Origin of the sequence: Gaetbulibacter aestuarii, assembly GCF_039537665.1 — a bacterium.
Lineage (GTDB): Bacteria > Bacteroidota > Bacteroidia > Flavobacteriales > Flavobacteriaceae > Gaetbulibacter_A > Gaetbulibacter_A aestuarii.
The window spans coordinates 195,201-215,892 of the sequence record NZ_BAABAY010000006.1; the positions used below are offsets into that span (position 1 = coordinate 195,201).

The window sequence follows — 20,692 nt, forward strand, 5'->3', positions numbered from 1 at the left end:
CATATGCCTTTTGATTTTATTAATTATTAATAACATCAAAGAATATATTTTATTAAAATGAAAAAAAATCTAATATTTAGAATACTCGGAAATGATTTACAAGATCTTCATGGCAATAACCAAACTCTTAAAAATTTAGAGTTTACTTTAAAAAATGAGGAGGAGTTTCCTGATACTGAAAAAATGTATCTACTCAACAGAATTTACGATTTAAGCAAGAAAAATAAAATACTTGAACTATTAAATAGATATGATTACAAACATATTGACCTCCCCTTTTCAATGGATGAATTCAAAAAAATTGAATATCCTAGAGGTATTGATACCAAAATAAACAATTATCTACATCGCCAAGAATCCAGAATATGGCTTATTAATTACATTAAGTATATTTTGGGTACTGAAAAGAAAATCCGTAGTTGTTTTTTCAAAAAGCTATATGCATTTAATATGTACATGATTAATATTAACGGAGCAAGAAATTTTTGCCTGAATTATGGGAAAAATAATGGTTATGAATGGATATTCGTATTAGACTCCAACGCATATTTTACGCATGAATTGTTCAATAATGTTATTGATAACATAAAAGAGAATACTGAATATATATGTATACCACAAATTAGACTATCCGAGAATAATTTCAAAAATGAACAATTGTTAAATGAACCTATAAACTTCAATTCCTTTATTCACAGGGAACCTCAAATAGCTTTTAAAAACACCTCCAAATTAAAATTCAATGAAAAAATACCATATGGCACAGCGGAAAAGGCTGAACTTTTGAGGGTATTACAAGTACCAGGCCCTTGGGATACCTGGAATGATAACGAACTTTATATAGGTATTAAAGATAGAAAAATTGAAAACGTAAAATACCAAATACTTTCAAAAGTAATTAGATTAAATTCTCACAACTCTAAAAACAACATTACAGATAACTTTACTAAGCGAATTGCAGGATTAAACTATCTTATAAATGAAATCAAAAGTAATTGTAACGGCTAAACTTCATTAATTTCTATAGATTATTTATGATTGATTTTATTCCATTAAAAAATTATTACGACGTATATATCTATATATCTTTATTTATTGTACTGGTAAATTTATTTCACGCTTACGTTGTTGACATAAACAGTTCGAAGAATTTAATGTTCTTACAAATAACAGGTTACATGACTTTAATTGGTTTGACCTTGTATTTAGGATTAAGGCCCGTTAGTGGTAGATATTTTGTGGATATGGCAACCTATTATAATTATTTCCAGAATTATAGCTTAGGTGCTCATGTTACTTCATCAAAGGATGTGGTTTTTCACTATTTTATGAAATTTTCCTCTCATTTTATGACGGCTCATGGTTTCTTTTTATTAATGGACATTATATATATATATCCATTGTATCTTTTCTCAAAAAAATATTTCAAGCAATATTGGTATTATTCATTTTTAGTTTTAATAGTATCTTTTTCATTTTATAGCTATGGAACTAACGGCATAAGAAATGGGGCAGCAACTTCTTTATTTGTCTTAGGTTTATGTTTTCCCGAGAATAAAATAAAAACTGGTATTTGTTTCATAACGGCAGCCCTTTTTCATAAATCCTTAACGCTTCCGATCGGGGCTTATCTTCTTACTTTAATGTATAACAATCCAAAAACTTATCTTATAGCATGGTTGGCAGCTATTCCTGTTTCTTTAGTTGCCGGTTCAGTATTTGTGTCTTTATTTTCAAGTTTGGGTTTTGATGATCGGTTAGCAGGTTATTTAACAGGTCAAGGCAATCTGGATGTTCCGGTTTATACCGGTTTTCGTTGGGATTTTATTTTTTATAGCTCTTTTGCAGTTTTTGCAGGGTGGTATTTCATTATTAAAAAGGGATTTCATGACACCTTTTATTTTAAAATTCTTAATATCTATCTCATTTGCAACGCCTTTTGGATTTTAGTTATCCGAGCTCCATTTTCAAACCGATTTGCCTATTTATCCTGGTTTTTAATGGGCATCGTAATCATGTACCCCATTTTAAAACAACCCCTTTTTAAAAACCATCAATTGTTTATTTCTAAAATAATAACGGTCTATTTTTTATTTACATTTTTAATGTACTTTGTATACTATAACTAGCTGGAATTATATATCATGAAGGTACCTACAATCAAAAAAACTTATTATGGTTTATTATTTTAAACCTTAGATTATTTTAAGAATCCAGAAAAATCAATTTACGAAACCATGACAATATTAAAATATTTTGATTCAAAAATTCCAAGAAATGCATTTTTAGAATATTTAAAGGTAAAGCTTAAAAGTAAAATAGCTAATAATAAAAAGACTGATAAAGCATTAATTATTAACGTCACGAGTCCTGAGATATATCACAGATATCTTTATGGGTTACTGAAGTTCTTTTCTCTGGAAGGTTATACCATTTATTTTCCATCATTTAACTTTGATTATTTTAAAAAAAAGGTCCATTCAAGGTTCAAACCAGCATGGAATTACCATCAGTTAATTTATCATGAAGGACTCATAAGTTTTGATGCGGTACCAGAAAAAACAAAAAATATTTTTGAGCTTAATGATGCCAATTTAAGTCCGGATTACTTTACTCCTTATTTTAAAAATTGCTTTTCGGAAAAAAATAGTTTCCATATCCCTATCGGAATGCATCCTAAGTTTTATTCTGAAAATCATTGGGACCAAAAAGTGAAAGAGTCTACTGATATCAAAAAATCAATTTTTATGGTAGGGAATTTTAGGAAGGATTTTTATTCGGACTTTTCATCTAAACCTTTTCAAAGTATCGGTCGCATTGAAGTTTTTCAACATTTGAAAAATGAAAATATGATAAAAGAAATTAATTCTTTGAGTAAATTTTACGATTTTTTAGATGGTAGAGAGGATATGGCCTGTGTCATTTTGAATTCAAAAAAAAATCATATCGAAATTGGTGAATTAAGAAAGGTAATAAGTAGATTTTATTTTTATTTAGCCCTTCCAGGGGCAGTAATGCCATTCTCTCATAATATTATTGAAGCTTTGTCCGTAGGTTCCATCCTTATTATTCATAAAGAATATGCTAAAATGATGTCTCCTGAATTAGAACATTTAAAAAATGCAATAATTTATGATGATTTACCTGACTTAACAAATAAAATTAATCTAGCATATGGCTTGAGGGAAGAGGAATTACTTAATTTACGAAGAAATGCCAAAGAATACTATGATTTACATTTAACACCTAAAGCAGTTGTCAATAAAATCATAAATGGAAATTATGATATCATGTATCTACTTGCAGAACATCACAGTGTTGAAATTTTAGAAAAAAATCTGGATAAAGCGGATTAACCTATTTCATTATTTGATCAAAAATGAATTATGTCGAAATTATAATGTTTTAATGGATAATTATGGTTGATTTCAAAATTAAAACTCAATTTAGCATAACGTTTCACTTCCCTAAAAATGATTTAAAAAAATATTTCGATGAATCAATAACTTGTAAATCATTAAATGTGTTAAATTTTTTTGATCTAACCCTACTTTAAATCGATAACTAACCAATTACAGAAATTTTAATGATAAAGTTAAGCGTCATCATACCCATTTATAATGTTGAGGAATATATAGTAAACTGCATACAATCCGTATACAATCAAAATTTAGATGATAACGAATTTGAAATTATTTTAGTAGACGATGAATCACCGGACAATAGCTTACAGTTGGCAAAGTCTGTTACTCGTTCTTTTAACAACGTTAAAATTATATCCCAAAAAAATAAAGGACTGGGAGGCGCTCGAAATACCGGAATAAAACTGGCAGAAGGACGTTATGTATTATTTTTAGATTCTGACGACTGGTATTTAAAAAATAGTTTAGATTATATTTTGGCTATAGCATTGAAAAACGATACTGAAATATTAGAATTTGGCGCACAGTTAATAGACACCAATAAAAAATTAATAAAAAGGTTCCAACCGGATAATAGAACAGAAAGTGTAATTGAAGGAATTGATTATAAAAAATCAGCCAATAGCATTAATTCAGCGTGTAATAAGTTATACAACAGAGAGTTTTTAATCAACAATGATTTGTGGTTTTCTGAAAAAATTTATGCAGAGGATTTGGAGTTTAATACACGTGCTTTTTTTCTGTCGAAAAGAGTCATGTCAACGAATTATATAGTCGCTTCCTTTTTGCAACAACCAAATTCCATTACGCGATCAAAAGATCAGGCTAAGAAAGATAAATATATTTCAGATCTAATTTCAATTTTACTAAAAATAAAAACATTTCGGTTAAAGCATGAACTAATAACTGTAGAAAAGCATAATTTTTATTTTAATGAAAAAATGACATCCATTTGTATAGGCATTTTTCAAGAATTATTTAAAAACAATGCTAGTTATGGCACAATTAAAATTATTCAACAAAAACTAATTAAAGAGGATATCTATTATACCAACCATAAGATATTAAATCGAAAAAGAAATATTTTTAGAAAATATGTTGTTGGTTATAACTTTTTACTATTTCGGTTGTTTTTATTTCAATACGGTATCAAAAAGAAATTTTAAAGGAATGAGTGCAAAAATATTATTGACAGGGGATTATTGTCCCATAGGTAGAAATAAATTATATATAAATAAAGGTGAATACAGCACATTGTTCGGTGACTTTCTGGGTTATATATCGTCAGCGGATTTAGCCATAACAAATTTGGAATGTCCACTTACAAACTCTGAAAAAGGAATAAACAAAACAGGGCCGAATTTAAAAGCATCAAAAGAGTCTATAAAACCATTAGAATACGCGGGTTTTAAATTAGTGACTTTAGCGAATAATCATATTATGGATTTTGGCGCGGAAGGACTTAAATCGACTCTTAAAGTATGCAAAGAGCACCATATAAATACAGTTGGTTCAGGCAAGAATTTAAACGAGGCTAGAAAGCCGTTTTTTATTACAATCGGTGCTAAAAAATTTGCATTTATTAATATTGCTGAGAATGAATTTTGTTCGGCAACTGATAACGCTTATGGGGCAAACCCACTTAATTTGATTACAAATCATTACGATATTAAGGCCGCAAAAAAAAATGCTGATTACGTAATAGTGATCTCTCATGGAGGAAGAGAGCATTATCAACTTCCAACACCAAAATTAAGAGAACGGTTTAGGTTTTTCGTTGATAGTGGTGCCGATGTTGTAGTAGGTCACCATACACATTGCTACAGTGGTTATGAAAAGTATAATGAAAAATTGATTTTTTATAGTTTAGGTAATTTTGTATTTGATTACAAAAAAAAGTATCAAAAAGGTACCTGGACGCAAGGTATGGGCCTAATATTAGATTTTAAATCGAAAAATATAGAGTTTCAATTAATACCATTTCATCAGGGTACAGTTGAGAAACCAGAGATCCAGCTTTTTAATGCTGAAGAAAGGAATTTGTTTAATGAGCATATTCAGAAATTGAATTGTATCATTAAAGATGATGTTATGTTTAAAAATGAATATTTAAAATATTTGGGTTCTCAAAAAAATATGTACCAAGGACTCATGTTCATTCAAAATGATTATTTAAGAGCTTTGATTAATAAAGGTTTTTTGCCTAAAGTTTTTTTTCATTCCAATAAGCACAAAAGACTACTATTAAATTTGCTTAAATGTGAGACACACCATGAGATTATGACCGATGTTTTAGACGAACCATTGTATTAAATTAATTTATGAAACTTTTTAAAGTAAATAATAATGTCTGGTAAACAAGAAAAACTATATCATAAACTTCCCTACCCCTTAAAAGTAGCGGGATTGAATTTAAAAGCTCTAATTAATTATAGAAAAAGGTTTTCCAAAGATTTTCATTTTTTTTTAAACGAATACAATAATTTATGGTTTGAAGAATTAGAAGTTATCAAAAAATACCAAAAAGAACAGTTAAAAAACCTTCTATTAGAATGTTATTGCTATTCGAAATGGTATAAAACCAAATTTGATGAGGCAGGTGTATCAAAAGGAGATATCGAATTAAATCCTTTTTCTGTATTGGAGAGATTGCCTCTTTTGCAAAAGAGTGAACGAAAAGAATTTGTGGACGAAATAATGAATCAAAATAAGGATAGGAAAACGGAAGCCATAGGTTTTACAAGTGGAACTTCAGGATCACCAACTAAAGATTATCTTGACGCCGAATCAATACATAGATCCTTTGCTTTATGGAAACGATTTCATACTACGATTGGTATTAAAGAAACAGTAAAACAAATTCGATTTTCAGGAAGACTTATTGTTAATCCAAAAACAACAAAACCTCCATTTTGGATTTATAATTTTTTTGAAAGACAATTATTTATGTCGTCGTATCATTTAAAAGAAAAAAATCTACCTGATTATGTAAAAAAAATTAAGCATTTTAAACCAAAATTAATTGATGGCTACCCGTCATCAATTTATGTCATTGCAAAATATATTAATACTAATAATATTAGACTAAATTTTAAACCCAAAGCAATTGCAGTTACCGCCGAAACTTTGTACGACTATCAGCGTTTAGAGATAGAAATAGCCTTTGGTTGCCAAGTATTTAATCAATACGCTTCCAGTGAAGGTAGTCCTTTTATAACAGAATGCACTAGTGGAAATTTACATATTAATTTAGACTCCGGTTTTTTTGAATTTATTAATATGAAGGGTAGTCCTGCTAAACCTGGTGAATTTGCTCAATTGGTCGTTACCAGTTTTAGAAATCTAAAAACCCCCTTAATACGTTACAATATTGGAGATACGGTGCTTTTACCGGAACATGACAGCATTTGTCCATGCGGTTGTAAAATGCCATTAGTTGAAAAGATTACCGGTCGGGAAGATGATATTTTATGGACCGAAGAAAAAGGTTTTGTTGGGAGAATGGATACGGCATATAAGGGGTTGGAAGGCATAGTAAAAAGTCAAATTATACAAAACACGCCTAAAGACTTTGTTATTAATAACATAGTCAATTCAAAATACTCCCAAATGATAGAAAAAAAATTGATACATAATTTAAAAGAAAGATTAGGTGATCAAACTAATTTTAAAATTAACATCGTAGAAGAAATACCTCTGGGGGCCAATGGTAAATTCGATGCCGTAAAGAGAAACTTTAAACTAAATTAATTATCCCTCGTTGAATACATATCTAAAATTGATATGATAAAAATCTTACAGCTGAATGTGTTTTTTAAAGTCCCAGTGCTAGCTTTTATTCAGTTGCTTTTGGGAAAGCCCTTTAAAGTTTTTAAAGGTTATTTTCATGCCTTCACTTCTTTCAACTTTTGGTTCCCAATTCAATAATCTTTTAGCTAAACTAATATCGGGTTGTCGTTTTAAAGGATCATTTAAAGGCAATTCCTTATAAATTATTTTTTGAGAAGTTCCCGTTAATATGATGATTCCTTCAGTAAACTCTTTGATAGTAATTTCATGCGGGTTTCCAATATTTACAGGGGATGAATAATCGCTTAATAGAAGCCTAAAAATCCCCTCAATCAGATCATCCACAAAACAAAATGAGCGGGTTTGTGAACCGTCACCAAAAACAGTTAGATCCTCTCCTCTTAGTGCTTGCCCCATAAAGGCAGTGATAACACGACCATCATTCAGACGCATCCTTGGTCCATAGGTATTAAAAATTCGAACAATACGAGTTTCTAAACCCTGGTATCTATTATAGGCCATAGTTATGGATTCTTGAAAACGCTTCGCTTCGTCATAAACTCCCCGAGGCCCAATGGTATTAACATTGCCGTAATAATCTTCTTTTTGAGGGTGAACCAAAGGATCACCATACACTTCAGATGTTGAAGTTATTAATATTCTCGCTTTTTTTGCTTTGGCTAAACCCAATAAATTATGGGTTCCCAGCGATCCTACCTTCAACGTTTGAATTGGTATTTTTAAATAATCTATAGGGCTGGCTGGTGATGTAAAATGTAAATGAAAATTATGATAAGATGTATCTGCTTGCAGAACACCTAAGTGTAGAGATTTTAAAACAAAATCTTAAAAGCTATAAATTTACCTCCGCTACTGATGTTAATTGAAATATAACGATTTTTAGGTGTTTTTATGGATATTTTGTACAAAAACCAATATGTTATTATAAATTAGTTTACTATAATTATTTTCGCATATTTTATTTAAAAAATGCTTAACCTACCAAAAATTATCATTTGTATGTTTCTATTTGGATTATTTTCTTTTTTTAACTTTTCCAAATTTTTTAGTCTTATAGTAATAAGAGAAATAAAGACTACAAAATAAATTCTAAATCAATAATTTTATGCTATTCAATTCATTTGAGTTTTTAGTATTTCTTCCAACTGTTTTCATATTTTACTGGTTTTTATTTAACAAAGAGTTAAAATTGCAAAATCTTTTATTACTATTTGTTAGTTACGTTTTTTACGGATGGTGGGACTGGCGGTTTTTATCGTTAATCGCGTTTAGCTCTTTTGTAGATTATTATTGTGGTCTTTCTATTGATAAAACTAATGATAAAAGAATAAAAAGACGTTGGCTCATAGTAAGCATTTTGGTCAATTTGGGTTTTTTAGGGGTTTTTAAATATTTCAATTTCTTTTCAAAGGAATTTGCTGAAACTGCAATAGCTTTAGGATTTCAGGTAGATGCATTTACTTTAAATGTGGTATTACCGGTTGGTATTAGTTTTTATACATTCCAGACTATGAGCTATACAATTGATGTATATCGAGGTAATTTAAAACCGTCAAGAAATATTATAGCTTTTTTTGCCTTCGTTAGTTTCTTTCCCCAACTTGTAGCGGGGCCGATAGAAAGAGCCACTAATTTGCTCCCACAATTTTACAAGAAACGCAAATTTGATTATGACAAAGCAACCGATGGATTAAGACAGATTCTGTGGGGGTTATTTAAAAAAATTGTGGTTGCCGATAACTGTGCTATTATAGTAAATCAGGTTTTTAATAACTATTCTGAATATAACGGAAGTACATTAGCTATCGCAGCGATATTTTTTGCATTTCAGATCTATGGTGATTTTTCCGGCTATTCTGATATTGCCATAGGCACAGCCCGCCTTTTTGGATTTAACCTGATGCAAAATTTTGCTTTTCCGTATTTCTCCAGAGATATTGCTGAATTTTGGCGGCGTTGGCATATTTCGCTCTCTACTTGGTTTCGGGATTACGTGTATATACCTTTGGGAGGTAGTCGAGGTGGTACCTGGATGAAAGTAAAAAATACTTTTATAATTTTTATAGTAAGTGGATTTTGGCATGGCGCAAACTGGACCTTCATCGTTTGGGGTGCACTCAATGCATTCTATTTTTTGCCCTTGTTATTACGGAATAAAAATCGAGTTCATTTGGATGTCGTCAGTGTTGGGAAATTTGGAATGGCTCCTAAAGTAGTCATACAAATTGGAACAACATTCTTTTTAACTATAATTGCCTGGGTATTTTTTAGAGCAGCAAATGTTGTAGAGGCATTACAATATTTACATAAAATGTTTTCTAAATCGCTTATGAGCATACCACTTATAGATCTAAAACCATTAGTCTTTATTCTATTTTTAGTTGTTGTGGAATGGTTTCAGCGACATAAACAACATGGTTTAGAATTTTCTAAAATGAAAATGTATTTGAGGTGGAGTGTTTATGTATTTATTCTTGGATTAATCCTGATTTTTGGAGCAAAATCTCAATCTTTTATCTATTTTCAATTTTAAAGTAATGAAAAAATTTTTATTAAAATCTGGATTCTTTTTTGCCTTGACTATCTTCCTGTTATCGCTTTTTCTTATGGGGTATGGTGGCAATGTGGATTATTTTTATCAAAAATTCACAACTCCCAAAACACATTCTATGATTATTGGTGATTCTCGAGCAATGCAAGGTATTCAGCCTCAAATTATAGATTCAGTATTGGCGAATAAAGATTATCAATTACCGATGCTTAATTATGCTTTTACAATTGCCCAAGCCCATATTGGACCTTTATATCGTAAGAGTATCTTAAAAAAATTAGCCCCTGACACTAAAAATGGTTTATTTATCATTTCTCTTGACCCATGGATGCTAATGTCGAGAAAAAGCAACGATAATAACAAAGGAGAATTCATGGAAAGTGGTAGACCTCCTCATAACATGAGTTTTGTGTCTATGAATCCAAATTTCGAATACTTGATAAAAAATTATAATTACTTCCACTTTAAAGGTATATTTAAAAAGAAATCATTATTACATAAAAATGGATGGCTGGAAGAGAGTAATTTACCAAAAGACAGCACTGTTTTTAATGCTTGGAAAAAAGGTCAAATAAAAATGTTCCATGGTTTTGTTAACGATTATGTTATATCTGAATTGAGAAAAAAAAGTTTTGATACCCTCCTTAAAAATTTTAAAAACCATGGAAGAATTTATCTGGTTAGAACTCCGGTAGATAAAGAAATATTGGAAATTGAAAATAGCTTCTACCCAAATTTTGAAAAATATTTAGATTCTGTCTCAAAATCTAATAACATTCCATATTTTAATTTTAATAAATCCCTAAAAAATTACTATGAAACCTACGATGGTCATCATATTAATAAGTATTCAGGAAAAGAATTTACAAAAGCTTTGTGCGATTCTATTATTCACAATATGTAATAGAACATATTGTGGTTTTACAATAATTATAAAGTTTGCGTTATTATTAATAATAATCAAATGAATAATAACGTATTATATAAGAACTTTAAATTTAAGCATAAACTTAAATTATTTACTAGAAAATAATAATTACTTAATATGTGTTTTAAAGTCTCGGTGTTCACTTCTGTAGAGCTCCTCTTGAGTCAGTCCTCTAAAATAGTCATAAGTTATTTTCATGCCCTCTTCTCTTCCAACTATTGGTTGCCAATCCAAAATATTTTTAGCCAAACTAATATCAGGTTGACGTTGTAAGGGATCATTTGTAGGTAAATCCTTATAAATAATTTCTTGAGTGGTTCCTGTTAATTTGATGATTTCTTCTGCAAAATCCTTAATGGTAATTTCATGCGGATTTCCAATATTTATAGGATATGTATAATCACTCAAAAGAAGTCTGTAAATCCCTTCCACTTGATCATCTACATAACAAAAGGAGCGGGTTTGGGAACCATCACCAAAAACGGTCAGGTCTTCCCCTCGTAGTGCTTGACCCATAAAGGCAGGGATCACGCGCCCATCATTCAGCCGCATCCTAGGTCCATAGGTATTAAAAATTCTAACAATACGGGTTTCCAACCCATGAAATCTATTATAAGCCATGGTAATGGATTCTTAAAAACGCTTCGCCTCATCATAAACTCCCCGTGGTCCAATGGTATTCACATTACCAAAATAGTCCTCTGTTTGGGGATGCACTAAAGGATCACCATACACTTCAGATGTTGAAGCTATTAATATTCTCGCTTTTTTTGCTTTGGCTAAACCCAGTAAATTATGGGTCCCCAGCGATCCTACCTTCAATGTCTGAATTGGTATTTTTAAATAATCTATAGGGCTGGCTGGTGATGCAAAATGAAGTATATAATCTAAATTGCCTTCTATTTTTACAAACTCAGTAACATCATGTTCTATAAACTCAAAACTAGGATGTCCAAATAAATGAGAAATGTTATTTTTGTCGCCGGTGATAAAGTTATCCATAGCTATCACAAAATAGCCCTCTTTTATAAAACGATCACTCAAATGTGACCCTAAAAACCCTGCCGCTCCTGTAATTAATATTTTTTTCATTAGTTCTACCTATGCTGCAATAGTAAAGAGAATTTCGATTACACAAAAGCTCTTAATTACATGAGTTATTTTGTTTTACAATATTAACTATCGAATAGTCATCGTTATTATTGTCCCAAAAACAATCTGTTATATAATTATCTGAAATCATTAGGTTTTTACATCCACTGGTGATTTTGAATTGTCCAACAATTGTATTTGACCTAAAGCTACTGTTTTCAGTTTCACCCACTCGAATGTCACCAGTTAAATTATTATTAATAAACTCTAACCCTTTAACATATTTTACCTCAGAATTGCTACTCGATTCAAAAGTGTTATTCCGTATAGTAAATGTATTACTTAATTCTTCCACATTTGTATAATTGAGATTAAACCCTAACTTACAATCAGTAATAATATTATTATAAAATTCTGAATTTTCTAAGGTAACATTTAAACCCTGAGAACCAATACCAAGATCACAAGATGTAATCGTATTATCATGTATTTTTGCATTCAATAAAGATTGATATCCAATTGCCTTTCCGCAGTCATTAATTACATTATCAAAAACTTCAATACTATTATAATCACCTACATTTATCCCTGTATTGAATCCAGAAATAGTATTTCCTGAAATTACATTGTCCTTATTGCCATTTCTGTTTTCAGCACCAATGGCAGTCCTAGCATTATTACTAATATCTGAGACGCCGGTAATTTTATTATTTCTGATTATACTACCTGAAGTTTGTCTGTAATGAATTCCATTTTCCATAGTATTACTTTCAATCGTTATCCGATCACCTGTATATATTATAAAACCACCTTGTGCGGAGCCTTTTTCTATGTTATTTCTAATCGTGATATCTTCTGCAATTTCATAAATAGTTCCACCACTTCTATAGGGCTCGATGTCAAGGGCCCACATCGGAGCAACGCCACTGGAATTACTAGTAGATGTACCTGAATCTATAAATTCATTGTTCTCTACAATTATATTTCTCCCATCAGTAATGGATAATCCATTACGTCTGGATCTAATAATTTTATTACCAGTGATTAAAACATTATCACAATAGATATAATTTGAATCAGAAGCGTGTCCATAGGCATTCACGGCTATACCATCCCCACCCGCATCCATAAGAGTCATATTTTTGATAATTACATTTTTACTGGCTTTTACAATCAGCACATGCCCCCATTCATGGGTACCACCATCAGAATAATCATGGGTATCTCGATCACCGTGTAAAACCCCGCCTTCAACGATTGCATTATCCGCTTTATATACAGCCAACAGCGCCACTCTCTTGCCATTGTTTGGCTGAACTCTCAAATTTGTATTATTTGTCATAATTAAATGCATACCAGCAGGTACCTGAATAGCCGAATCCTGTTGTGATTGACTTTTTTCAACAAACCAGGGTTGTGTTTGGAAATAAGCATCTAGTTTGTCGATCTTAAAGGTTGTTCCTCCCATTAATTGAATATCCTTCAGAACCTTATTAAGTATGAGTTTATTATCATAAGCTACCATATCGTCAACCTCACCTTCTACGATGTCCCAACGGTTTGGAATGAAGTTAAAAGTTGGTTCTTTTAATTGGGCTGTGGCACCTGTTAACTCCAAACTGCCATTTAACAATTCCCCAGATATGATATCTCCATCCGAAAAGTTTAAAGTACCATTAATGATATCGCCTCCGGTCTGATATTCAATGGTCACACCAGAAGGAACATTAATTGTTTGTCCCTGAAGGTCCATCATACAATCTATAATAACGGTGGTATTGGCCGTCAGATTCGTTAGAGCAAAATCACAAGGAGTATTACCGTTTGTTTGCACAGGTTCCTTTTGTATGGGTTCAGTGGATGTGCTCGCTAATGGATCCTCTGTTAATGGCTCGTTACTACAAGCGAATGTCAGGGAAAAAATACTAAGTAAAATCGGGGCTATTAAATTGCGTTGTATCATCATTTTTTTATTGTATAGGTTAAGAACTGTTTTTCAAAGCAATACTAAATAATAACTTTAATAAATCCGATTAAATACATATTTATTCGACAAAATACTTATTTAAAAATCGATAAAAAGCATTTATTATCGTTAAAATGAATTTAATAATAAGAAAACAATCAATAACATATACGCTATCATTCTTTTTTTGGACTATCGTTTTAAAAACGTCGCTAAAATAACAGGAATCTTCGATAAAAAGTATCCATTGTTAATAACTTATTAGAATAAACCCCTGATTTTAACAGACCTTAACATCTAGAATTACTGTTTATCCAAATTGTATGCATTAAATAGAAAAATTATAGGTCTAGTTACATACTTTTCTATATTTACCTTAAGTTTTATTTTACATATTATTTAACCTTAAATTATTCTGGGTTAAACTAACCTATTTAGAAATTAGAATTAAATCAATCAAGCCCAAAGGGCCTATCCCTATTTATCTTTTGAACCATGCTCTTTAATTCAATAGACTTTGCTGTTTTTCTTCCAATAGTTTTCATTCTTTATTGGTATTTTGCTAACAATAATCTAAAACTTCAAAATGTACTAATAGTACTTGCTAGCTATATATTCTATGGTTGGTGGGATTGGCGCTTTTTATCCCTTATATTATTTAGCACTGTAGTGGACTATTTGATCGGTATTGCTTTAGAAAAAGAAGAAAATACAAGGAAACGTAAAATCTTTTTATGGGTAAGTCTTGCTGTGAATTTAGGTCTTTTAGGATTCTTCAAATATTACAATTTCTTCTTAGATAACTTTATTTCAGCCTTTTCTTTTTTCGGCCACCCTGTTCAAGGTAGATTTTTAAATATTATTTTACCTGTTGGAATCAGTTTTTACACGTTTCAAACGCTTAGTTATTCCATAGATGTTTACCGAAGAAAATTAGAACCAACCAAAAATTTTATAGCTTTTGCTGCCTTTGTTAGTTTCTTTCCACAACTCGTTGCAGGACCCATTGAAAGGGCTTCTCACCTGCTTCCTCAGTTTTATAGGAAGAGAAAATTTAAATATGACAAAGCAGTAGACGGAATGCGGCAAATTTTGTGGGGCTTGTTCAAAAAAGTGGTTATAGCTGATAACTGTGCGGAATTTGCAAATCAAATTTTTAATAATTCACAAGACTATAATGGAAGCACTTTAGTGTTAGGTGCAATATTTTTCACTTTTCAGATTTATGGTGACTTCTCAGGATATTCAGATATAGCCATTGGAACCTCCCGATTATTTGGATTTGATCTTATGCAAAATTTTAATTTTCCATATTTCTCTCGAGATATAGCAGAATTTTGGCGACGATGGCATATCTCTTTGTCAACTTGGTTTAGAGATTACCTTTATATCCCTTTAGGCGGAAGTCGAGGTGGAACGGTTATGAAAGTGCGTAATACCTTTATCATTTTTATAGTAAGTGGTTTTTGGCACGGCGCCAATTGGACCTTTATTGTTTGGGGTCTTTTAAATGCAATCTATTTTTTACCACTTTTATTAACAAAGAATAATCGCAACCATTTGGATGTAGTGGCTAAAGGAAAATACCTTCCTAGTATTAAGGAATTTTTTCTAATGGGGCTTACTTTTTGTTTAACTGTTTTAGCTTGGATTTTTTTTAGGGCGGAAAATATTGGCCATGCTATAAGCTATATTTCTAAAATTTTCTCTAGTACGATTTTTAGCTTACCTGAGAATCACAAGGAAATAAGTTTAATATTTACTTTGTTGACTATTGTATTATTTCTGTTTGTAGAATGGATTGGAAGAGAAAATAAATATGCTATTGAAAATTTAGCTTTAAAAATGAACTCAACGTTTAGATATTCTATGTATTGTACAATAGCAATTTTGATTATTCTCTGCTCTGGGTCAGAACAACAATTCATTTATTTTCAATTTTAATGGGATCATGAAGAGGTTTGTTAAAAAAATATTTATTTTTCTATCAATTTTAATCTTGTTGTCATTTCTCATCGATTTGGCCATATCCTCTGTATTGCGGAATGACCATCAACGATTTGCAGGTGAATTTAATGTTTGGAATGATATTTATACCTCTAAAGTTGACTGCGCTATAGCTATTTACGGATCGTCAAGAGCTGACATGGATTTTGACCCACAAATCATAGAAAAAAAAACCACAGAGTCTTGCTATAATTTTGGAATGGATGGACATCATTTTTGGTTGGAGTATTTAAGACATAGGGAATTTCTGAAGTTTAATAAAAAACCTCAATTAATTATAGTTTCCTTAGATATTTTTGGTTTGGAAAAAAGGAAAGAATTATATAATTATGGTCAGTTTTTGCCATACATGTTATGGAATAAAGACATTTATAATTTTACTAAATCATATGAGGGATTCAATAAATTTGATTATTTCATTCCATTAATTCGATATTCCGGAGAAGGAAAGGTTCTAAAATCTTGTGTTTACACAATACTTGATAAAAACAATAAAAAATTAAGATTTAAAGGGCATATGGCAATGGATATACCCTGGAATTCCGATCTCGAAAAAGCTAAAAAGATCCATGATTCCTTGGTATTTAAAATTGAAAAAGAACCTAAATTATTATTTAAAAAATTTATTAAAGAATGCCAGAAAAAGAATATACAACTAATTTTTATGTATCCTCCTGAATATATTGAAGGACAAAGAATAGTAGCAAATAGAAAAGTAATAATGGATTATTATGTTAAAATTTCCAAAGAATACAATATTCCCCTTTTTGATTTCTCAAATGATCAAATGAGTTTTCAAAAAAAATATTTTTATAACGCCAATCATTTAAATAAAATAGGAGCACAACTTTTCTCGGAAAAAGTTGCAGATACGATATTAAAGTATAATCTTCAAAACTCATTGACTAAAAAATTATGAAATATTTATTGAATCGAATAAACATGTTTGTTCCTAAACTCATTTACCATTGAAGCCCAAATTATTACGTATCACTACGGTCCCTATTTCATTGAGTGGATTACTTCAAGGGCAAATGCGATTCATGTCTCGATATTTTGAAATTACAGGTGTTTCTTCACCTGATGGAAATACCCTTAAGAACATTGAGACTAAAGAGGGAATTAAAACATTTCCGGTTGAAATGACACGTAAAATAACCCCGATAAAAGATCTAAAGGCTGTTTATCAGTTATATAAGCTTTTCAAAAAAGAGCAACCGATTATTGTACATTCACATACACCCAAAGCCGGAACATTATCTATGCTTGCTGCAAAATTAGCAGGAGTACCGCATCGTTTGCATACCATAGCCGGCTTACCATTGGTAGAAACTACCGGTCTGAAACGACAACTGCTCAATACCGTAGAAAAATTTACCTATGCTTGCGCCACTAAAATTTACCCAAATGCGCACGGCCTTACCAAAATAATTTTAGAAAACAATTTTACTTCTAAGGACAAATTAAAGGTTATCGCTAATGGAAGTTCTAATGGCATAGACACTAAACATTTTAACCCTAAATGTATTAGCGAAAATGTCAAAGAAACACTTAACAGCCAATTAAATATCTCACAATCAGATAAGGTTTTCGTTTTTGTAGGGCGGCTGGTTGGAGATAAAGGCATCAACGAGCTCGTTTCGGCCTTTTCAACCATAAGTCAAACAAACTCAGCTTTAAAATTACTGTTGGTTGGGGATTATGAAACCGAGTTGGACCCCCTCAAAGATGAAACCCTAAAAGCCATGGAAATGAACCCTAAAATAATCAATACCGGTTGGGTGGATGATGTACGCCCCTTTCTGGCCATTGCTGATTGTTTAGTATTCCCGAGTTATCGGGAAGGCTTCCCTAACGTAGTCATGCAGGCCGGCGCTATGGGCTTACCGGCGATTGTATCGGATATTAATGGCTGTAATGAGATTATTATTGAAGGTGAAAACGGCACAATCATTCCGATAAAAGATACGGAGGCTCTATTAAAAAAAATGAAACAATTTTTAAATAAAGAACTTCAATACGATTCCGAAAGGTGTAGGGCCCTCATCACCGAGCGTTATGAACGACAGGTCGTTTGGGATGCCCTTTTAGAGGAATATCAACGGCTATTGGGCCTTGCCAAGGAAAAATAATTTCTAGAAATAAGAGATTTCTAATTGGCAATTTATTATCTTAACAATCCTTAACCTCTTTCCATGGTCAACTCTGTCAAAAATAGCGTCATTATTATTGGTTACCATCGCGATATGTCTACCGTGATCTCATGCGTTGAAGCTGAAAATAAAAATTCAATCTTAGGCATTATTTATTTTGATGACAAAAACGCTTCAAATTCTGATTATGAGCGTCTTGGTAATATTGAAGACTTATCGAGTATTCTCAAAAAATACAAAAAAGTATACGGAATCATAGCTGCTTTCGAGAATCAAAAAAGAAAGATGATTTATGAAAATATCATTAGCCTTGTCCCGGAATTTAATTTCAAGACCGTTATCCATCCCAGTGTTATTCTGGGGAGAGAGGTGTCTATTGGGAAGGGGAGCTTTCTAATGGCCAATTGTATTATCAACAGTAATGTGACTCTTGGTGAATTTTGTTTTCTAAGTGGAAATTTGTCTGTTGGGCATGATTGCATAATAAATAATTTTGTTGATATTGAAATGAATGTCACTGTTGGTGGGTACGTACAGATAGGTGATTTTAGTAAGGTAGAGATGAGCTCTAAGATCATTCAAAACACTAAAATTGGAAACCTTTGTGGTATTTTGGCAAATTCATTGGTTACCAAAGATGTAAAGGATTATTTTACGGTCTATGGAACACCGGCTAAAATCATAAAAACTCAAGAATAGTGATGACTCAGAGTTTCAGTATTCAAGTCAGCTTTGTTTTGTCAGAAATATTGACTGTTTACCTAAAATAAAATCGTTTTTTTGTGAAAAAAATTAATTTTATAATTCTCTAAGCGAAATTTACTCCTCTATTGCAATTTCATATAGCCATAAAAAATTATTCATCAAAATCACTTTAAACACATAATGTCAAATAGTACTAAGCAAAATATTGTTGTATTCGGAGCTTCGGGTCATGCAAAAGTGATTATTGATATCCTGGAGAAACAAAATAAGTACAACATTATTGGTTTAATTGATTCTTTTAAACCTAAAGGGGAAACTGTTTTCGAGTATGAAATTTTAGGAACAGAAGAGGACCTACCCTACATTTTAAAAACATATAATATATACGGTGGTATTATTGCGATTGGTGATAATTATTCCAGGATGTCCATGTATCATAAAATTGATGATCTCAATTTGAATTTAAAATATATTTCAGCCATACATCCAAGGGCTATAATAGGTAAAAATGTTGTTATAGGAAATGGCTGCTGTATTATGGCGGGTGTTGTTGTAAATAGTGATACTACCCTGGGTAAACATGCTATTTTAAACACTAAATGTTCTGTTGATCATGACTGTAAGATTGGAGATTTTTCCAGTATAGCCCCGGGCGCAACTCTGGGAGGTGGAGTAATGGTTGATTACTGTTCTGCCATATCGCTTGGTGCGAGTGTCATTGAAGGGCTTTCCATAGGAAAAAACACTATCGTGGGAGCTGGCTCTCTGGTTCTTAAATCAATCGGAAATAATCTTGTTGCTTATGGGGTACCCGCAAAAAAAATAAGATCACGAACTAATTCAGAAAAATATTTAGGTACACATGAGGAGGCTATGGTTCTCAATCAAAACTATGAACTCAAAAAGGTTCGTATTGATAGTGAAGAGGATATTTTGATTTTAAAACAAGTCTTAGAAGCATTTAAAGTTTTTAATACATTTTATTCTTTAGAATACTGCAATCATACACATTTTAGAAAACTTCATTATTTAGTTTTATATAAGAATAACCAACCTCGCGTTTTAATGCCTGTTTTTCTTAAAAAAATAGAAGGTTTTGAAGGTAAAAATGAAGAGGATTACTTCGACGTTTCATCGCCTTATGGCTTTAGTGGCCCCTTAATCAATAAGAATGCTACAAATTATGATCTCAAATATTTTTGGAAACTTGTTGATACATGGTATTTAGAAAATAATGTCGTTACTGAGTTTATAAGATTCAACCTTAACGACAACCATAAATTCTATTCCGGACATTTATTACCTACCTTAAATAATGTGTGTGGGCATTTACATGCCTTTGAAACAATTTGGACGAATTTCAAACAGAAAGTAAGAAATAATTATAGAAAGGCTTTGAAAAATAATTTGAGTATTGAAATATTCAGTGAACATATTTCAGAGGAGGTGATTAGTTCGTTTTATCATATTTATATTAAAACCATGGTTCGAAATAACGCAAGCCAAAATTATTTCTATTCAAAATCTTATTTTGAAAATTTAATAAAGAACACTCAAAACAAAGTTGCAGTTGCTTTAATTTATCATGAGAACAATCCCATCTCAACCGAACTCTTAATCATTAATGATGATATCATTTTTTCATTTTTAGGTGGAACTATTAGTGAATACTTTTCTATGCGTCCCAATGATTTTTTAAAAATTGAAGTTATTAAATGGGCTATAGAAAATGATTTAAAATATTATGCCCTGGGTGGTGGAAGAAAGAATGGTGATAGTCTATATCAATACAAAAAGTCTTTTTTTCCAAATGACGATGATGTCATGTTTTATACTGGTAGAAAAATTATAAATAAAAAAGTATATTCTCAATTGATGAAAACGCATATTAATGACTCTAAAACAATTGATCAAAATTACAAAGATCCTGATGAGTACTTCCCATTATACAATAAGATAGAAAAGGAATAAGTTTCCTAATGAAACCAACATCAACATAATCCTTTTTCAATGCTTTCATCAATAAACAATAAGTTACTTTTCTTAATTATGGATTTA

14 protein-coding genes and 2 pseudogenes are annotated in these 20,692 nt (G+C 31.1%); 13 read left to right on the forward strand and 3 right to left on the reverse strand.

Annotated features, from left to right (window positions below):
• Window positions 1–57: 57 nt before the first annotated feature.
• From ABD682_RS12740 to ABD682_RS12765, 6 genes are all read left to right on the forward strand, one after another.
• A complete protein-coding gene (locus ABD682_RS12740; RefSeq protein ID WP_344741870.1) occupies window positions 58–1,008 on the forward strand; it encodes a hypothetical protein in 951 nt (316 codons plus the stop codon).
• Between the two features lie 146 nt (window positions 1,009–1,154).
• Complete coding sequence (locus ABD682_RS12745) at window positions 1,155–2,129, forward strand: EpsG family protein (RefSeq protein WP_344741871.1); 975 nt, start codon at window positions 1,155–1,157, stop codon at window positions 2,127–2,129.
• Between the two features lie 108 nt (window positions 2,130–2,237).
• On the forward strand, window positions 2,238–3,356 hold the full coding sequence (locus ABD682_RS12750) for a hypothetical protein (protein ID WP_344741872.1): 1,119 nt from the start codon (window positions 2,238–2,240) through the stop codon (window positions 3,354–3,356).
• A 230-nt stretch (window positions 3,357–3,586) separates the two neighbouring features.
• Complete coding sequence (locus ABD682_RS12755) at window positions 3,587–4,588, forward strand: glycosyltransferase family 2 protein (protein WP_344741873.1); 1,002 nt, start codon at window positions 3,587–3,589, stop codon at window positions 4,586–4,588.
• Window positions 4,589–4,592: 4 nt separating this feature from the next.
• The gene (locus tag ABD682_RS12760) at window positions 4,593–5,735 is read left to right on the forward strand and encodes a CapA family protein (RefSeq protein ID WP_344741874.1); all 1,143 of its coding nucleotides are present in this window, start codon (window positions 4,593–4,595) and stop codon (window positions 5,733–5,735) included.
• A gap of 33 nt (window positions 5,736–5,768) precedes the next feature.
• Window positions 5,769–7,172, forward strand: coding sequence for a phenylacetate--CoA ligase family protein (locus tag ABD682_RS12765; protein WP_344741875.1), 1,404 nt, complete (start codon window positions 5,769–5,771; stop codon window positions 7,170–7,172).
• A 78-nt stretch (window positions 7,173–7,250) separates the two neighbouring features.
• Here the strand turns inward: ABD682_RS12765 and ABD682_RS12770 are convergent.
• Window positions 7,251–8,000 (reverse strand): annotated as a pseudogene (locus ABD682_RS12770) (GDP-mannose 4,6-dehydratase); the annotation flags it as partial.
• A gap of 337 nt (window positions 8,001–8,337) precedes the next feature.
• Here ABD682_RS12770 and ABD682_RS12775 point away from each other — a divergent pair.
• Window positions 8,338–9,765 carry an MBOAT family O-acyltransferase gene (locus tag ABD682_RS12775; protein WP_344741877.1) on the forward strand — a complete coding sequence of 476 codons (1,428 nt, stop codon included), beginning with the start codon at window positions 8,338–8,340 and terminating at the stop codon, window positions 9,763–9,765.
• Between the two features lie 4 nt (window positions 9,766–9,769).
• Complete coding sequence (locus ABD682_RS12780; protein ID WP_344741878.1) at window positions 9,770–10,687, forward strand: hypothetical protein; 918 nt, start codon at window positions 9,770–9,772, stop codon at window positions 10,685–10,687.
• Between the two features lie 132 nt (window positions 10,688–10,819).
• Here the strand turns inward: ABD682_RS12780 and ABD682_RS12785 are convergent.
• A pseudogene (locus tag ABD682_RS12785) lies at window positions 10,820–11,803 on the reverse strand (UDP-glucuronic acid decarboxylase family protein).
• Between the two features lie 52 nt (window positions 11,804–11,855).
• A complete protein-coding gene (locus ABD682_RS12790) occupies window positions 11,856–13,769 on the reverse strand; it encodes a right-handed parallel beta-helix repeat-containing protein (protein WP_344741879.1) in 1,914 nt (637 codons plus the stop codon).
• A gap of 495 nt (window positions 13,770–14,264) precedes the next feature.
• On the opposite strand from ABD682_RS12790, the gene ABD682_RS12795 reads away from it, so the two are divergent.
• The 5 genes from ABD682_RS12795 to ABD682_RS12815 all read left to right on the forward strand — a co-directional run bounded on the left by ABD682_RS12795 (window position 14,265) and on the right by ABD682_RS12815 (window position 20,605).
• On the forward strand, window positions 14,265–15,713 hold the full coding sequence (locus ABD682_RS12795; protein ID WP_344741880.1) for an MBOAT family O-acyltransferase: 1,449 nt from the start codon (window positions 14,265–14,267) through the stop codon (window positions 15,711–15,713).
• A 7-nt stretch (window positions 15,714–15,720) separates the two neighbouring features.
• On the forward strand, window positions 15,721–16,695 hold the full coding sequence (locus ABD682_RS12800) for a hypothetical protein (RefSeq protein ID WP_344741881.1): 975 nt from the start codon (window positions 15,721–15,723) through the stop codon (window positions 16,693–16,695).
• A 49-nt stretch (window positions 16,696–16,744) separates the two neighbouring features.
• Entirely contained in the window at window positions 16,745–17,908 is a 1,164-nt protein-coding gene (locus ABD682_RS12805; RefSeq protein ID WP_344741883.1) for a glycosyltransferase family 4 protein, read from the forward strand.
• Between the two features lie 63 nt (window positions 17,909–17,971).
• Window positions 17,972–18,628 (forward strand): LbetaH domain-containing protein, encoded by a 657-nt coding sequence (locus ABD682_RS12810; protein WP_344741884.1) that lies wholly within the window; start codon window positions 17,972–17,974, stop codon window positions 18,626–18,628.
• Between the two features lie 186 nt (window positions 18,629–18,814).
• Complete coding sequence (locus ABD682_RS12815; RefSeq protein ID WP_344741885.1) at window positions 18,815–20,605, forward strand: NeuD/PglB/VioB family sugar acetyltransferase; 1,791 nt, start codon at window positions 18,815–18,817, stop codon at window positions 20,603–20,605.
• Window positions 20,606–20,692: the final 87 nt, after the last annotated feature.

What these genes read in the sequence shown, in the direction of transcription:
- ABD682_RS12740 (WP_344741870.1), top strand. Translation starts at nt 58, where the DNA reads ATGAAAAAAAATCTAATATTTAGAATACTCGGAAATGATTTACAAGAT.
- ABD682_RS12750 (WP_344741872.1), top strand. Translation starts at nt 2,238, where the DNA reads ATGACAATATTAAAATATTTTGATTCAAAAATTCCAAGAAATGCATTT.
- ABD682_RS12795 (WP_344741880.1), top strand. Translation starts at nt 14,265, where the DNA reads ATGCTCTTTAATTCAATAGACTTTGCTGTTTTTCTTCCAATAGTTTTC.
- ABD682_RS12765 (WP_344741875.1), top strand. Translation starts at nt 5,769, where the DNA reads ATGTCTGGTAAACAAGAAAAACTATATCATAAACTTCCCTACCCCTTA.
- ABD682_RS12810 (WP_344741884.1), top strand. Translation starts at nt 17,972, where the DNA reads ATGGTCAACTCTGTCAAAAATAGCGTCATTATTATTGGTTACCATCGC.
- ABD682_RS12780 (WP_344741878.1), top strand. Translation starts at nt 9,770, where the DNA reads ATGAAAAAATTTTTATTAAAATCTGGATTCTTTTTTGCCTTGACTATC.
- ABD682_RS12815 (WP_344741885.1), top strand. Translation starts at nt 18,815, where the DNA reads ATGTCAAATAGTACTAAGCAAAATATTGTTGTATTCGGAGCTTCGGGT.
- ABD682_RS12755 (WP_344741873.1), top strand. Translation starts at nt 3,587, where the DNA reads ATGATAAAGTTAAGCGTCATCATACCCATTTATAATGTTGAGGAATAT.
- ABD682_RS12775 (WP_344741877.1), top strand. Translation starts at nt 8,338, where the DNA reads ATGCTATTCAATTCATTTGAGTTTTTAGTATTTCTTCCAACTGTTTTC.
- ABD682_RS12790 (WP_344741879.1), bottom strand. Translation starts at nt 13,769, where the DNA reads ATGATGATACAACGCAATTTAATAGCCCCGATTTTACTTAGTATTTTT.
- ABD682_RS12760 (WP_344741874.1), top strand. Translation starts at nt 4,593, where the DNA reads ATGAGTGCAAAAATATTATTGACAGGGGATTATTGTCCCATAGGTAGA.
- ABD682_RS12745 (WP_344741871.1), top strand. Translation starts at nt 1,155, where the DNA reads ATGTTCTTACAAATAACAGGTTACATGACTTTAATTGGTTTGACCTTG.
- ABD682_RS12800 (WP_344741881.1), top strand. Translation starts at nt 15,721, where the DNA reads ATGAAGAGGTTTGTTAAAAAAATATTTATTTTTCTATCAATTTTAATC.